Raw genomic sequence first — 14,663 nt, 5'->3', positions numbered from 1 at the left:
AAATAGTAAGACCTACTGCTGTTTGTTTTATTTTAAATGAAGGCTTTACGAGTAATTACAGCATTCCGATTTTACTTAACTAACTAACCAAAAAAGTATCAAAATGTCGAACATTACCCTTAAATTACGATTTGTAATAGCACTAGTCTGCTTTACAATGTCAGTTACTGCCCTTTTTGCCCAAAACCCTGTAGTAAAAATTGATTTTGACCAATCCGGAAGACCCAAAGCCGAAGTAAATGATCCCGATTATACCTCTTGGGTAATCGCATCAGTAAACACCAGCACTTATTCTGAAAACGGAGTCACCTTTACCATGACCCGCATGGGAGATAAAGGAGACGCATTAGGAACAAACTGGTACAAAGCCGGAATACAGTCTCCCTATTATGCCAGATTGGTTTGTGACGGACTTACCGTAAAAGGCACAACTGCAAATCTTGGTGCGCAAATAGAACTTAGAATAAAAGGATTAGCCGCGGGAGAGCATACTTTGTTAGCCTTTTTTAATGCTGTAGACAGTCCTGTTGGGAATAATTTTAGCCCAATTGATATTTCTATCAATGGAAATTTAGTCGTTGACAATTTAATTCCGAGTATCAGGGCTACAACAAATGCAGAGGCTAAATCAACTTATTTAAAGTTTCAGGCCGTTGAAAATACTGATGTTGTTTTATTATTTGCCGCCGAAACATCCGGCACTGAAAATATAAAAAACTTTATCCTAAACGGTTTTGAATTAAATACGCCTAATATCTTTCATCAGGCAACAAATCCCTTTCCAAAGCACAATGACGAACATGTAGAATTATCCTCCGGAGGTAAATTACTGGCATGGACCACAGCTACAAACGCATTATCGCATAATATCTATTTTGGAACTGATGCTGCAGCTGTAGAAGCTGCCACAACAACATCGCCGGAATTTAAAGGAAACCAAATTAAAGCCAATGCATCTTATCAAATAAATGGTTTGTATACGGGCACAACTTATTACTGGCGCATTGATGAAGTACTAGCCGGTAATGCTGTAGAAAAAGGAAATATATGGCGTTTTCGTCCTGCTCAGCTTGCGTTCCCGGATGCCGAAGGCTACGGCCGTTTTGCCCGTGGCGGACGAGGCGGAAAAGTAGTGGCTGTAACGAATTTAAACGACAGCGGCCCGGGAAGTTTTCGCGACGCCGTAACAAATGATATAGGCCCGAGAACCATTGTTTTTAATACTTCCGGAATCATTCAGCTTAATTCCCGTCTGGTTTTAAGTCAGCCATATGTAACAGTAGCGGGACAAACTGCACCTGGAAAAGGAATTTGTATTCGCTCCGCGCCATTTGGCGTTACAGGAAATGATGCTGTTGTTCAAAATGTTCGTGTTCGTGTGGGCGGCGGTCCTACTTATGACGGAATGGGTTTAACCGGAGCCGATTACAGCATTATTGATCATTGTTCTATTAGCTGGACAATTGATGAATCTTTCAGTTCCCGTTCCGGAAAAAATATTACGCTTCAAAAAACACTTATATCAGAAGCTTTAAATGCTGCCGGACATCAAAATTATCCCGCAGGAACAGAGCATGGTTATGCCGCAACTATTGGTGGTGACATTGGGAGTTTCCACCACAATCTTTTAGCACATTGTTATGGCCGTAACTGGAGTTTAGGCGGCGGATTAGACGGAAGCGGCGCTTATTCCGGAAGAATGGACATTACTAATAATGTGGTCTACAACTGGGGTTCAAGAACTACTGATGGCGGAACAAAAGAAGTTAATTTTGTAAACAATTATTACAAACCCGGAGCCGGTTCTAAAATTTTTGTAGCGTTCAATCAGCAAAACGAAGGGGCCGGAACAGGAATGCAGCAATGCTTTTTTAGCGGAAATGTAATGCCGGGTTATTTTGACGAAAGCAATCAGACCGCCGGAAGAAAAGCTTCAGGAATAACCGTTTCATTTCAGAACTTTGTCAACACCCCCTTTTTTCCTTCTTATGTAACGACACAATCTGCCAAAAATGCCTATAAAATCGTATTATCGGATGTGGGCTGCACTCAACCTGAATTTGACGAGCACGACCAGAGAATTATCACCGAAACCCTAAACGGAACATATTCTATAACCGGAAGTGTGACGAATAAACCCGGATTTCCGGATAACGAATCTGATGTGGGTGGTTTCGAAACTTATCCTGTCATAAACCGGGATGCCAATTGGGATACAGATCAGGATGGACTTCCAAATTGGTGGGAAGCGATTATTGGAACAAATGTTAACTCAGGAACAGGTGATTTTTCAGATGCCAATGCCGATGTTAATCAGGACGGTTACACCAATCTTGATCATTATTTACAATGGATGTCACAACCTCATTATGAATCGCCAACAGGAAATAAAATAAACATTAATATTCAGAAACTTTCAAGAGGTTTTACCAGTGGAGTTTCCTATAGTTTGTCTAATGTGGCAAACGGAAGTACTGTTCTTTCTTCAAATACTGTAGAATTTACACCAACAGGAGCCGGTTTGGGTTCTTTTAATTTTACGGTTACAGATGCTGAAGGCGGGACAATGACAAGAAAAGTAAATATTGTAAGCGGTTATTCAACTTTAGGAATAGACGAAGTCACTAAAGAAACAAAAGACGGCCTGAAAGTCTGGCCGGTTCCAAATAATGGGTACTTCTCTGTTTTATTAGAAAATGATATAGAAAAAGCCGACCTTAAAATATATGACATTTTAGGTAAGGAAATCATGAAACGAACTATTAACGGGCAAACTCAGGAAAATATTCACCTGCAATCAAAAGGTGTATTTATCGTAAAAGTTTCAAATCCGAATACCAAAAAAGTACTGCACATTAAAAAGATCATCGTGCACTAAAATTCAAAAAAAATGGCAACTTTAAAAGTTGCCTTTTTTTTTATAAAGCTTGATAAATTTTTAATTATTCTCTTCTTTGAAAATAATAAGTGTAAATCCATGTAAGTGTAAATGACGGAACAATATCCGTAAAAGGCAATGCCTCTTCAATAAAAGTCAAAACACTGGCAACCCTTCCTACCCTGCCTTTGTACATTCTGGTCATAATAAAAGCTGCGACCGGAGCCCAGATTACATCTGAGAATTCGCCCAAAAGCGGAATTGTAAATGAAATCATTCCAACGCCATCCAAAAGGATTCCTAATAAAAGTTTTCTAACCCTGTCATCACTTGCTACATTTATTTCCTGCATTTCTCTTTGATTTAGATGTTACTTAAAATTAAAAAAAATCATAAAAACTGACTTATGTACAAATCGGAATTTATTCTTTAATTCCCATACAATCCATTTTTTATTTTCTTGTTACTGCAAATAACGCACCAAAATTTCCGTCAGTCTGAATCCAATTTTCTGAAGGAAGATAAGCACGAGATACAAAACCATCGAGATACAAAGCATTTTTGCATCCTAAACCCTTGAAATAATCCGCGAAATCATAAAAATTGATTTCCCTTTTTGACAATACAAAAACTACTTTTCCGTCCGGCAAAATCCCCACTCCGTTTCTGATATTTAAATTTGCAGATCCTTCCTTAAAATCGGGATGAATCTGTCCGTTAATCACCAGCATTGGCCCGGATTGCGTGGCGTATTCAATTTTTTCATTAGCCCGGAACGCTTCAGTGGTACAGATTTTTGCAACATGCGATGTGGTGATATAAAAAACCCCGTTTGGCTTTAAATAAAAATTTCCGGCAGCTTTTGCAGTATCCAAAGGCGATAGCGTTTTCTGCTTTTCAATATAAAGTCCCTGCGGAGAATTGTCTGTTTTGTACATTCCGGCATTCATGGCAAAGTCTACCTGCAAATTCTTTTTCTCAATCCAAAATTTAAGATTTTCGATACTGCCAAAACGTTTCCCTTTTTCATCTTTGTAAAACAATTTTAAATCCTGTTTTCTAAGATCCGCTTTATAAGTCAGAAAAGGACTTTCATAAAAGCTTTTTGCACCAATAAAAAGAGTTATAACAACCAATAAGAATCCTAAAAGCGCTATTTTTAATTTCATTTTATCCTGTATTACTTTCCTATAAATATAAAATAAAAAAGTTATTACAGATTACTTCTTAAAATTCTGTTAGATGGCATTTTTATATCGGCAGAATCTTTGTTTCTTTGTAAAAACAGTTTCCCGATGATACACGCAAAAAATATACATAAGTTTTACGATAAATTAGAAGTTCTAAAAGGAGTAGACTTACATATAAAAAAAGGAGAAATTGTTTCAATAGTTGGCGCTTCAGGTGCCGGAAAAACAACACTTTTACAGATTCTGGGTACCTTAGACAAACCCGAAATAAAAGCGGAATCTTCTTTGACCATTAATGGAGAAAACGTTTTAAAATTACAAGACGTTGAAAAAGACAATTCAAAACAGGAAAAAATATTTAAATGGGTTTCCTGGATGGGTTCTGTTTATCTACTTGGCCTGATCGTTTTTGTGTTTTTCTTCAAACACATCATAATGGAAGACCTGGTTCGGAATATTACCATTACCCTTTTATTTTTACCTCTTGTAGCTCTGGCGATTTACATCAATCGGTATTTTAAAAAGAAAAGCAAACAAGATAAAATATTATCCAATTTTCGAAATTTAAATCTGGGATTTATATTTCAATTTCACCAATTGCTTCCTGAATTTACCGCTTTAGAAAATGTATGCATTCCTGCTTTTATGGCCAATAAACCAAAAGCCGAAACAGAAAAAGAAGCCAAACGAATTTTAGAATATTTAGGTTTATCCCACCGGATCAATCACAAACCAGGTGAACTTTCAGGAGGAGAACAACAAAGAGTTGCCGTGGCACGTGCCTTAATTAACAAACCGGATGTTATTTTTGCCGATGAACCTTCAGGAAATTTAGATACCCATTCTGCCGAAAATCTACATCAGTTATTCTTCCGGCTTCGTGATGAATTTGGGCAAACTTTTGTCATTGTAACGCATAACGAAGAACTGGCTAATATGGCCGATAGGAAATTAGTTATGGTCGATGGCCAGATTAGTAATTAGGAGCTGTTTCCTGCTGTTCACTATATCTTTTGTGGCGAACCCCGCCACAAAAGGATGCCGTTTCCATCAGGGCCAGGGCACTCGAATAACAAGAACTTTAATTTAAATCATGACCCAAAAAGAACTCAAAGAATTTCTTGACGAAAAAGTCATTCAATATAACAATCAGGATTTTATCGATAGTGACCCGGTACAAATTCCGCATTTATTTACACAAAAAGAAGACATTGAAATTGCCGGCTTTTTGAGTGCTACAATTGCCTGGGGAAATCGTAAAATGATCATCAAAAATTCGCATCACATGATGGAATTAATGGGCAATACGCCTTATGATTTCGTGATGTCACATTCTGAGGAAGATTTGTCCCGTTTAGAAAATTTTGTACATCGGACTTTTAACGGAAAAGACTTTTCAGGCTTCATAAAAGGATTGCAGCACATTTATAAAAACCATAATGGCTTAGAAGCTGTTTTTGCCCAACATCAGGAAAAAGACAGTTTACAAAAAAGCATTCACGAGTTTAAAAAGATATTCTTCGAAATCGATCATTTACCAAGAACCCAGAAGCATATATCAGATCCTTTGAATAATTCGGCAGCAAAAAGAATCAACATGTATTTGCGATGGATGGTTCGCCAGGATACAAAAGGTGTTGATCTGGGAATCTGGAAAACCATTTCACCAGCTGCATTATCTTGTCCGCTTGATGTGCATTCCGGTAATGTTGCCAGAAAACTTGGAATCCTTACCCGAAAACAAAATGACGGAAAAGCTTTAACCGAATTAGACCTTAAACTTAGAAAAATGGATCCTCTGGATCCTGTAAAATATGATTTTGCCTTATTTGGTTTAGGCGTTTTTGAAGGATTTTGAGTTTTAAAATTGACTGCCAAGACTTCTTATTCTCATAAGTCAGTACTTTCATTTAAATTGTTCAACAGGCAAATAATCCCACTTCGCATACTCTTTTTCCAAATCAATAATCCAGCCTTCTGATTTATAATATTTGTATATAAAATCGTGATCAATCAATAAAGATTCCTGTCCTAATTTTGAATTTTTAAGTAATTCAATATCTGAATTAGCAACTCCAAAATTGTCTGCTACATAGTTGCTTTTTTCAGTTCGCACATCATTTTCAACAAGAATTTCGTAAAAAGACTTTTCAAAAAATATTTGTCTGCGAAAATGTTCCCATTGTATTTTGATTGTAGAATTTTGCCTTTTCTTCCTTTTTCCAAAAATATTGAAAAAGAATTGTAAATGATTCAAATAACTTATTATTTAATTACCAATCCAGGACTGCTTTTCTTGTTTCTTAAAGACTGAAATCCTGATAACTACTCTAATAAATTGAGTTTTAGAGGCGTTTAAACACTCAAAATCAACATTTTAAATAAGTTAATTACCAGATGATTCGAAAATTTTAGCGATCTAACCGTCATTTTAACGTACATTTGCACAAAATTTAATGTAAATGAGCACTTTCGAAAAATTCAATCTTCCAAAATCAGTACAAAAAGCAATCGACGAATTAGGCTTTGTTACGCCTACTCCTATTCAGGAAAAATCCTTTGCTGTGATTATGTCTGGCCGCGATATGATGGGAATTGCGCAAACCGGTACCGGTAAAACATTTGCTTACTTATTACCTCTTTTAAAATTATACAAATTTACACCAACCAATACGCCTAAAATCGTAATTCTGGTTCCAACCCGTGAATTAGTAGTTCAGGTTGTAGAAGAAGTCGAGAAATTAACCAAATACATGTCGGTTAGTACACTTGGTATCTTTGGAGGGGTTAATATCAACACACAAAAAAAAGCCGTTTACGAAGGAGTTGACATTTTAGTCGGAACACCTGGCCGTACCATGGATTTGGCTCTTGATGCTGTAATCCGTTTTGACGAAACTCAAAAACTGGTAATTGATGAGTTTGACGAAATGCTGAATTTGGGATTCCGTACACAATTGACAGCCCTTTTGGCGATGATGAAAACCAAGCGTCAGAACATTCTTTTCTCTGCTACCATGACGGATGAAGTTGATGCTGTTTTGAATGACTTTTTTGATTTCCCTGAAGAAGTTACATTGGCAGCCTCCGGGACTCCGCTTGAAAACATTACTCAAATTACGTACAACGTCCCTAATTTCAATACAAAAGTAAACCTGTTAAAACATTTATTAGAAACAAACGAAAGCATGGAACGTGTTTTGGTATTTGTGAACAATAAAAAGATTTCAGACATGCTTCATACCCGAATCGAAGAAGATTTTGAAGGTCAGTTTGGGGTAATTCACTCTAATAAATCTCAAAATTACCGTTTGAGTACGATGGCAGAATTCCAGGAAGGCAATCTTCGCGGACTGATAACAACAGACATTATGGCAAGAGGTCTTGATATTTCGAATATCTCTCACGTTATTAACTTTGAACTTCCTGAATTTCCTGAATTGTACATGCACAGAATTGGTCGTACCGGTCGTGCAGATGCCACAGGAACAGCCATTAGCTTTATCACGCCCCGTGAAGAAGAATTTAAAGTGGAAGTGGAAGTTTTAATGAATCAGGAACTTGCAATAGCCGATTTTCCTGAAGAAGTTGAAATTTCGTCTAAATTAATTGAGCCGGAAAAAGACAAACAGCCAATTAAGTTTTTAATGAAAAAACAAAAACTTTCCGGTGATGGTGCTTTTCACGAAAAAGATAAAAAGAATAAAAAAGTCAATCTGGGAGGCCCTTCTAAAACCAAAAAGAAAACCCACGGATCTGTCAATCGAAACATGCTGAAGACGAGAGACAAGAAGAGAAAAGACAAAAACAAATAGTTTTTTTTTAGGGACAAAGGTTCAGAGGGACAGAGGTTCAAAGCAAAACATACCAAAAGGCTCAAAGAAGTAAAAGTTAATTGTACTTCTTTGAGCCTTTTCATTTTAAACCTTTGAACCTCTGAACCTCTGAACCTCAGAACCTTTGAGCCTTTGAACCTTTACACCTTCTTAACTAAATCTTAGTAAAAACTAATCCAACCGGAGAACACAATTCTATCTTTTTTCCGGTATTTGTAAGCTTTCCTGTAGTTTTATCTCTTTTAAAAATAATGATATCATTGGTATATTGATGACCAACCAAAAGGTAATTTCCTGTAGGATCAATAGCAAAATCCCTTGGGCCTTTTCCTAAAGTACTTTCCTGCTCTACAAATTTAATGCTTCCGTCTTTCTGAATGTGATAAACTGAAATTGAGTTTGCATCAACACGATCTGTTACATATAAAAAGTTTCCATCAGGTGAAATTTTAATAGCGGCGGCACCTGTTCCTCCGGTAAATCCTTTTGGTAAAATACTGGTTTGCGCGATTAACTTCAAACTTCCTGATTTATCATAACTAAAAGTCGTTAAGGTAGCATCAAGTTCCTGAATCAGGTAAACAAATTTACCATCTTTACTAAACGTCAAATGTCTTGGCCCGCTTCCTGCTTTTACATCAACAGTTCCTTTTAAAGTAAGGATTTCATGTTTAGACCCGGAATTGTACTTATAAATAAAAACTTTATCCTGTCCCAGATCATTCGATAAAACAAATTTTTTGTCCGGAGAAAAAACAACCTGGTGTACATGCGCTTTTTCCTGACGCGCTGCATTTGGCCCTTTTCCTTCATGCTGGATTAATTGCTGTCCTTCGGTGATACTTCCGTCAGCATTTTTCTTAAATACTGCAATGCTTCCACCGGAATAATTAGCAATGATTACATTTTTATCATCATTAATTAAATGACACGGATCTGCTCCCAGAGAAGCATTTGTATTTAATAATTTAAGTTTACCGGTTGGTGAATCATAACTAAAGGCACTTACAGCACTTTGAGTTCCGTTTTCGTTTACAGCATAGACAAATTTATTATTTGCCGAAACCGATACATAACTTGGGCTAATTACCTTTTCTGTAGTATTTTTTAATTTAAAATCACCGGAAACAGCATCAAATTCATAAACATATATCCCTTTACTGTCACAAGTATTGGTATAAGTCCCTACCAGTAAATTAAATTTATTTTGTGCTTGCAAAGTATGGATAGCTAAAGCCGAAAAAAGTAGTATATATAATCTTTTCATAGTTTTTTATTTGTTTTTTGAATAGGCTAAAATAGGCAATAATATCTTTTCTAAGCCCATTTTTTGTTACAAAAGAAATTACAAAAGTTACATTATTCAAATTCAGGTTTGCCATTTTAAACCCCATAAGGGATATAAATTCATTTGACTTTTGCTTAAACAGAACCTAACCTATATCTCTTCTATTACTTATAGGGTTTAAATAATATTACTTCTAAGTTTTGACTAAAAATTTGTATTTTTGACCAGTATCTACAAAACGTAGTGAAATAAATCTAAGCCAGAATGCATTTTAAACATCCCGAAATTCTATACTTTCTGTTTTTATTGATTGTTCCAGTTTTGGTTCACTTATTTCAATTACGACGTTTTAAAACCTCTTTTTTTACGAATGTCCGTTTTTTAAAAGAACTTTCTATTCAAACCAGAAAGAGTTCAAAAATCAAAAAACGATTATTATTAGCCACTCGTTTATTATTGTTAACTTGTATTATTCTGGCATTTGCGCAACCTTTTTTTGAAGCCAGGGACAGCAAAAATGCGACTAACGAGATGTACATCATTCTGGACAATTCGTTTAGTATGCAGGCAAAAGGTAAAAAAGGCGAATTGTTAAAACGTGCTGTGCAGGAATTATTAGAAAACACACCAGAAAACACCCAGTTTTCATTGTTAACCAACACCGAAAATTATTGGAATACAGATATAAAGTCATCAAAAAGTGCATTGCAGAATCTGCAATATAGCGCAACACCTTTTGAGCTTCCGTCGATTATGGCAAAAATAAAAGCCCATAAATCAGCTTATAAAAAAGATATTGTTATTATTACTGATGCCGTTGGTTTAACTGAAAAAGATATTAAAAATATTGATACAGAAGAGCAACCGTACTTTATCGTTCCGGAAGCTGAACAGAAAAACAATATTGCGATTGACAGCGTTTTTATCAATCAGACTTTAGAAAACTTCTATGAACTAAGCGTAAATCTATCCGCTTACGGCGAAGACTTTAAACCTGTTTCGATGGCTTTGTACAATCAAAACAAACTGATTGCCAAAACCATCGTTAAATTTGATTCGAAGAAAAAGAAAATCAACTTTACCATTCCAAAAGAAGCTTTTCATGGGTATGTTTCTATTGAAGATAATGGTTTAGCCTATGATAATAAACTTTATTTCAGCATTTCGAAAGCTAAAAAAACCAACGTAATTAGTATTGGGGAACCTGAAAAAAGTAATTTCTTATCCCGAATTTATACTGCTGCTGAATTCAATTACAACAACTACTCCATTAGTAGTTTGGATTACAATAGTTTAGACAAACAAAATACGATTATTCTAAATGAATTAACCGAAGTTCCGCAGGCTTTGCAAACTACATTAAAAGCGTTCATCTCTAAAGGAGGAAATCTGGTTGTAATTCCATCTGAAAAAAGCTCTGTTTCAAATCTGAATTCCTTCTTAGCGAATTTTGGAAAAATTCAGTTTAAGAACCTGGAAAACAATAGCAAATTAATTACCAAAATCAATTTTGATCACCCCTTGTTCTCAGGTGTTTTCGAAAATAAAATCACGAATTTTCAATATCCAAAAACAAATAGTTCATTTGACATTTCAAGCCCATATCCGGCGGTTTTATCTTATGAAGATCAAAGTGTGTTTGTAACTGCCATTCAGAATCCTATTTCCGGAATCACTGTTTTTTCGGCACCTATAAATGTATCAAATTCAAACTTTCAGCAATCACCGCTTATTGTCCCGTTGTTTTATAAAATGGGGCAAAACAATCAGAAAACCGGAGTTAATGCCTTGACAATTGGCAACAACCAACCCTATTTTGCAGATGTCCTATTGACCAAAGATGCCATTCTGGAAGTAAAAGGAAATGAAGATTCTTTTATTCCGATTCAGCAAATACTAAACAATAAAGTAAAACTGACTTTTAATGATTTTCCTGAAACAGCCGGAAATTATAGCATTTTTGATAAAAAAGAATGGGTTGAAAACCTGAGTTTCAATTATAAAAGAACCGAAAGCGATTTGAGTCAGGTAAATACCGGTATCGTTTCAGATTTTAAAACTGCTGATACCATTTCGACCATTTTTAATACGTTACAAACTGAACGAACTGACAGCCAAATTTGGAAATGGTTTGTTATCTTTGCACTGTTATTTTTAGCATTAGAAATGGCAATTATTAAGTTTGTAAAATGATTTTTTACCATTAAGAAATTAAGAATATTAAGTTTTTCCTTTATTAACTTAATTTCTTAATGGTTCAGGAAAATTATGTTTTAATGTTTTAAAATGATTACTGTTTCAATTAAATAAATTTCTCTACATATGAAAATAATCATCAGAAGCGCCAAAATTATCGATTCAAAAAGTCCGTTTCATAACCAGACCGTTGATCTTTTAATTGCAGATGGTTTAATCGAAAAAATAGGAACTTCAATTCTGGATATCGACGATACAATCGAAGTTAAATTTGACAATTTACATCTTTCCCAAGGTTGGTTCGACAGCAGTGTTTCATTGGGAGAACCAGGATACGAAGACAGGGAAACCATCACAAACGGATTAAATGTCGCTGCAAAAAGCGGTTTTACTGCCATTGCTTTACAACCCAACTCCTTCCCGGTTATTGACAACCAGTCACAGGTAAATTTTGTAAAAAACAAAGCAAATGGTTTTGCTACAGAACTTTTTCCAATAGGGGCTTTAACCAAAGCCAGCGAAGGAAAAGATATGGCGGAATTGTTTGATATGAAAAAATCCGGAGCCATTGCTTTTGGAGATTATAATAAAAGTATCGATAATGCCAACCTCTTAAAAATCGCTTTACAATATGTACAGGATTTTGATGGTTTGGTCATTACTTATGCACAAGATGCTACTCTAAAAGGAAATGGTGTTGCAAACGAAGGCATTGTTTCTACCAGATTAGGATTAAAAGGAATTCCAACTTTAGCGGAAGAATTACATGTAGCACGAAACTTATACTTATTAGAGTATACAGGCGGAAAGCTTCATATTCCAACAATTTCTACGGCAAAATCGGTTGAACTGATCAAAGAGGCAAAAGCAAAAGGACTACAGGTAACAACCAGTGTAGCTGTACATCATTTGGTTTTGACTGATGAGAAATTAGAAGGTTTTGACACCCGCTTTAAAGTTACACCTCCTTTGAGAAGTGAAACAGACAGACAAGCTTTATTAAACGGAGTTACAGACGGAACTATTGATCTTATTACTTCAGACCACAACCCGATTGATATTGAATTCAAAAAAATGGAATTTGATACCGCTAAAAACGGAACTATTGGTCTTGAGAGTGCTTTTGGAGCGTTGTTAACGGTTTTACCTCTTGAAACTGTAATTGATAAACTAACTTTGGGAAAATCGGTTTTTGGAATTGAAAACCATACAATCGCCGAAGGTTCGAAAGCCAACTTTACTTTCTTCACACCTGAAGGAAAATCAACTTTTACCAAAGAAAATATTCTTTCGAAATCTAAAAATTCTGCTTTTTTAGGAACCGAAATAAAAGGTGCTGTTTACGGAATTCTAAATCAAAATCAACTTGTTACAAAATAATAAAATGAATAATTCAGTCGAAGAAGGAAAATCAATTGCCATTACCAGTTATATTCTAATTATTGGAGTTTTGATTGCAATGTCTATGAACTCTGAAAATAAAAATAGTTTTGCTTCTTTTCATATCCGTCAGGCGTTGGGATTATCGCTTGCTTTTATCTCTTTTGGAGCTATCATCAGCAATTTCGACAGCTTTATGATCACTTTTCCTATGTGGATCTGTATTTCAATATTATGGACGTATGGAATTTTTAGCGCGATTCAGGGACAAACAAGACCAATTCCGCTGGTTGGGAATTTATTTCAAAAATGGTTTAAATCGATAGGGTAATCTAAAAGTAAATTCCAAATTTTTAAATTGCTGCACCTGTTCGCTATCGCTCGAGTCCAAATTCCAATTAAAAAAAATTAAAAAGAATCCGTTAAAATCCGCGTTTTCGCTTTAGCGAATCTGTATTATCAGCGTATAATCCAGAACAAAGATAACGCTGATTTGCAAGCAAAAACGCAGACAAAAACAGATTTTTAGTAATTATATTTCAACAATAAAATCCAATAAGTTCGCAATTCAACTGAAAACTGACACTGCGACTGCAAACTAAAAAATAAAATGAATCTATCTTTAGAATATAAAATACAAGAACCAAAAGTTATCTTAGACAAAAATCCTGTTTTACTTTTATTACACGGTTACGGCAGCAACGAAGCCGATTTGTTTTCGTTTGCTACTGAACTTCCTGATAACTATTACATCATTTCTGCTCGTGCACCTTACGATTTGCAATATGGCGCTTATGCGTGGTATGCGATAAATTTTGATGCCGATCAGAATAAATTTTCAGATAACGAACAAGCCAAAACATCACGTGATGTAATTGCTAATTTTGTAGATGAACTGGTTGCCAATTATCCTATTGATGCAAACAATGTGACCTTGGTTGGTTTCAGTCAGGGTTCTATCTTAAGTTATGCTGTCGCACTTTCTTATCCTGAAAAAATTCAGAGAGTTGTGGCGATGAGTGGATACTTCAACGAAGAGATCATTAAGGAAGGTTACGAGAAAAACGACTTTACGAACCTTAAAATATTCGCATCTCACGGAACTGTAGATCAGGTAATCCCGATCGATTGGGCTAGAAAAACACCTGCTATTCTTGAGAAACTAAATATTCCGGTTACATATAAAGAATATCCCGTGGGTCATGGAGTTGCTCCGCAAAATTTCTTTGATTTTAAAAACTGGCTGGCAGAATAGTTTTTAGTATCCCCTCTCCGTTTACAGTCATTTTAAATCCTAATAATGAGTAATTTTCCAGCTCTGTTAACTGACGAAAAAATTAAAGATAGTAATTCAGACTTTAGAAATGCGTTATTTTCTCTGGATAAAAATAGTATTGATAAAGATAATTTCTTTCACTTAACGAGGATATATTCTGCTACAAAGCAACTTGATCTTAGAAATAAGATTTTGAGGTTATTATACGATTTTGACTTTCCTGAATTAAGGGATTTCTTTGATAATGCGTATAAGAAAGAACGTTATCTTGACATGAAAATCTATGCACTGCGTGGTCTTTCTAAGTTTATCAGCGAAAAAGAAATAGAAAAACTACTGCATAAATTTAATCTGACATTGCTAAAAAGACAAGAAACAACACCTTATAATTATCAGGAATACGAACTTTTAAGAGGACAAAATGCTTTGCCTTATTTGGTCGAAAAATACAATTATAATTGTTTTAAAGAAACTTTGAATCAGGTAAATGATCAATATAACACAATGCCTGAAGCTTTTAAAGGACATTTTACGATAGATGAGAATGGTGAATTTGTGTCACTGAGAACTCCTGATGAGAGTTCAACCATGATTAAAGATTTTTTTAATAAGCAATAAA

Annotated in this window: 12 protein-coding genes and 2 pseudogenes; 10 read left to right on the top strand and 4 right to left on the bottom strand. The window is 35.2% G+C overall.

The window, feature by feature from the left end:
* The first annotated feature begins 103 nt into the window (after positions 1-103).
* Positions 104-2,878, top strand: coding sequence for a T9SS type A sorting domain-containing protein (locus ACHRWY_RS08870; RefSeq protein WP_395353918.1), 2,775 nt, complete (start codon positions 104-106; stop codon positions 2,876-2,878).
* A gap of 64 nt (positions 2,879-2,942) precedes the next feature.
* On the opposite strand, the gene ACHRWY_RS08865 is transcribed toward ACHRWY_RS08870, so the two are convergent.
* Positions 2,943-3,230, bottom strand: coding sequence for a hypothetical protein (locus tag ACHRWY_RS08865; protein ID WP_395353916.1), 288 nt, complete (start codon positions 3,228-3,230; stop codon positions 2,943-2,945).
* Between the two features lie 100 nt (positions 3,231-3,330).
* A complete protein-coding gene (locus ACHRWY_RS08860; protein ID WP_395353915.1) occupies positions 3,331-4,047 on the bottom strand; it encodes a phosphodiester glycosidase family protein in 717 nt (238 codons plus the stop codon).
* 126 nt (positions 4,048-4,173) lie between these two features.
* On the opposite strand from ACHRWY_RS08860, the pseudogene ACHRWY_RS08855 reads away from it, so the two are divergent.
* The 3 genes and pseudogenes from ACHRWY_RS08855 to ACHRWY_RS08845 all read left to right on the top strand — a co-directional run.
* A pseudogene (locus ACHRWY_RS08855) lies at positions 4,174-4,386 on the top strand (ATP-binding cassette domain-containing protein); the annotation flags it as partial.
* Between the two features lie 216 nt (positions 4,387-4,602).
* Positions 4,603-5,052: pseudogene (locus ACHRWY_RS08850) on the top strand (ABC transporter ATP-binding protein); the annotation flags it as partial.
* Positions 5,053-5,161: 109 nt separating this feature from the next.
* Entirely contained in the window at positions 5,162-5,926 is a 765-nt protein-coding gene (locus ACHRWY_RS08845; protein WP_395353913.1) for a TIGR02757 family protein, read from the top strand.
* Between the two features lie 48 nt (positions 5,927-5,974).
* Here ACHRWY_RS08845 and ACHRWY_RS08840 read toward each other — a convergent pair whose 3' ends face one another.
* The gene (locus ACHRWY_RS08840; RefSeq protein ID WP_395353912.1) at positions 5,975-6,325 is read right to left on the bottom strand and encodes a hypothetical protein; all 351 of its coding nucleotides are present in this window, start codon (positions 6,323-6,325) and stop codon (positions 5,975-5,977) included.
* Positions 6,326-6,530: 205 nt separating this feature from the next.
* On the opposite strand from ACHRWY_RS08840, the gene ACHRWY_RS08835 reads away from it, so the two are divergent.
* Positions 6,531-7,883 carry a DEAD/DEAH box helicase gene (locus tag ACHRWY_RS08835; protein ID WP_395353911.1) on the top strand — a complete coding sequence of 451 codons (1,353 nt, stop codon included), beginning with the start codon at positions 6,531-6,533 and terminating at the stop codon, positions 7,881-7,883.
* 175 nt (positions 7,884-8,058) lie between these two features.
* Here ACHRWY_RS08835 and ACHRWY_RS08830 read toward each other — a convergent pair whose 3' ends face one another.
* Positions 8,059-9,171 (bottom strand): lactonase family protein, encoded by a 1,113-nt coding sequence (locus tag ACHRWY_RS08830; protein WP_395353909.1) that lies wholly within the window; start codon positions 9,169-9,171, stop codon positions 8,059-8,061.
* Between the two features lie 285 nt (positions 9,172-9,456).
* Between ACHRWY_RS08830 and ACHRWY_RS08825 the strand changes: the two genes are divergently transcribed.
* The 5 genes from ACHRWY_RS08825 to ACHRWY_RS08805 all read left to right on the top strand — a co-directional run bounded on the left by ACHRWY_RS08825 (position 9,457) and on the right by ACHRWY_RS08805 (position 14,662).
* Positions 9,457-11,385 (top strand): BatA domain-containing protein, encoded by a 1,929-nt coding sequence (locus tag ACHRWY_RS08825; RefSeq protein WP_395353907.1) that lies wholly within the window; start codon positions 9,457-9,459, stop codon positions 11,383-11,385.
* 129 nt (positions 11,386-11,514) lie between these two features.
* Positions 11,515-12,768, top strand: a complete 1,254-nt coding sequence (locus ACHRWY_RS08820; RefSeq protein ID WP_395353906.1) for a dihydroorotase family protein — start codon at positions 11,515-11,517, stop codon at positions 12,766-12,768.
* A gap of 4 nt (positions 12,769-12,772) precedes the next feature.
* Positions 12,773-13,099 (top strand): membrane protein, encoded by a 327-nt coding sequence (locus ACHRWY_RS08815; protein ID WP_026982068.1) that lies wholly within the window; start codon positions 12,773-12,775, stop codon positions 13,097-13,099.
* Between the two features lie 279 nt (positions 13,100-13,378).
* The gene (locus ACHRWY_RS08810; protein WP_395353904.1) at positions 13,379-14,023 is read left to right on the top strand and encodes an alpha/beta hydrolase; all 645 of its coding nucleotides are present in this window, start codon (positions 13,379-13,381) and stop codon (positions 14,021-14,023) included.
* A 45-nt stretch (positions 14,024-14,068) separates the two neighbouring features.
* Entirely contained in the window at positions 14,069-14,662 is a 594-nt protein-coding gene (locus ACHRWY_RS08805) for a hypothetical protein (protein ID WP_395353903.1), read from the top strand.
* The last annotated feature ends 1 nt before the right edge of the window (position 14,663 follow it).

The organism is Flavobacterium sp. FlaQc-48, assembly GCF_044007335.1.
Taxonomy (GTDB): Bacteria; Bacteroidota; Bacteroidia; order Flavobacteriales; family Flavobacteriaceae; genus Flavobacterium.
Note: the sequence above shows the minus strand (reverse complement) of the source record. Positions and strands in the feature narration are given on the sequence as shown.

Bases quoted from the DNA above. Each gene is read 5' to 3' on its own strand.
- ACHRWY_RS08830 (WP_395353909.1), bottom strand. From the start codon at position 9,171: ATGAAAAGATTATATATACTACTTTTTTCGGCTTTAGCTATCCATACT.
- ACHRWY_RS08865 (WP_395353916.1), bottom strand. From the start codon at position 3,230: ATGCAGGAAATAAATGTAGCAAGTGATGACAGGGTTAGAAAACTTTTA.
- ACHRWY_RS08810 (WP_395353904.1), top strand. From the start codon at position 13,379: ATGAATCTATCTTTAGAATATAAAATACAAGAACCAAAAGTTATCTTA.
- ACHRWY_RS08870 (WP_395353918.1), top strand. From the start codon at position 104: ATGTCGAACATTACCCTTAAATTACGATTTGTAATAGCACTAGTCTGC.
- ACHRWY_RS08820 (WP_395353906.1), top strand. From the start codon at position 11,515: ATGAAAATAATCATCAGAAGCGCCAAAATTATCGATTCAAAAAGTCCG.
- ACHRWY_RS08805 (WP_395353903.1), top strand. From the start codon at position 14,069: ATGAGTAATTTTCCAGCTCTGTTAACTGACGAAAAAATTAAAGATAGT.
- ACHRWY_RS08825 (WP_395353907.1), top strand. From the start codon at position 9,457: ATGCATTTTAAACATCCCGAAATTCTATACTTTCTGTTTTTATTGATT.
- ACHRWY_RS08815 (WP_026982068.1), top strand. From the start codon at position 12,773: ATGAATAATTCAGTCGAAGAAGGAAAATCAATTGCCATTACCAGTTAT.
- ACHRWY_RS08860 (WP_395353915.1), bottom strand. From the start codon at position 4,047: ATGAAATTAAAAATAGCGCTTTTAGGATTCTTATTGGTTGTTATAACT.
- ACHRWY_RS08835 (WP_395353911.1), top strand. From the start codon at position 6,531: ATGAGCACTTTCGAAAAATTCAATCTTCCAAAATCAGTACAAAAAGCA.
- ACHRWY_RS08845 (WP_395353913.1), top strand. From the start codon at position 5,162: ATGACCCAAAAAGAACTCAAAGAATTTCTTGACGAAAAAGTCATTCAA.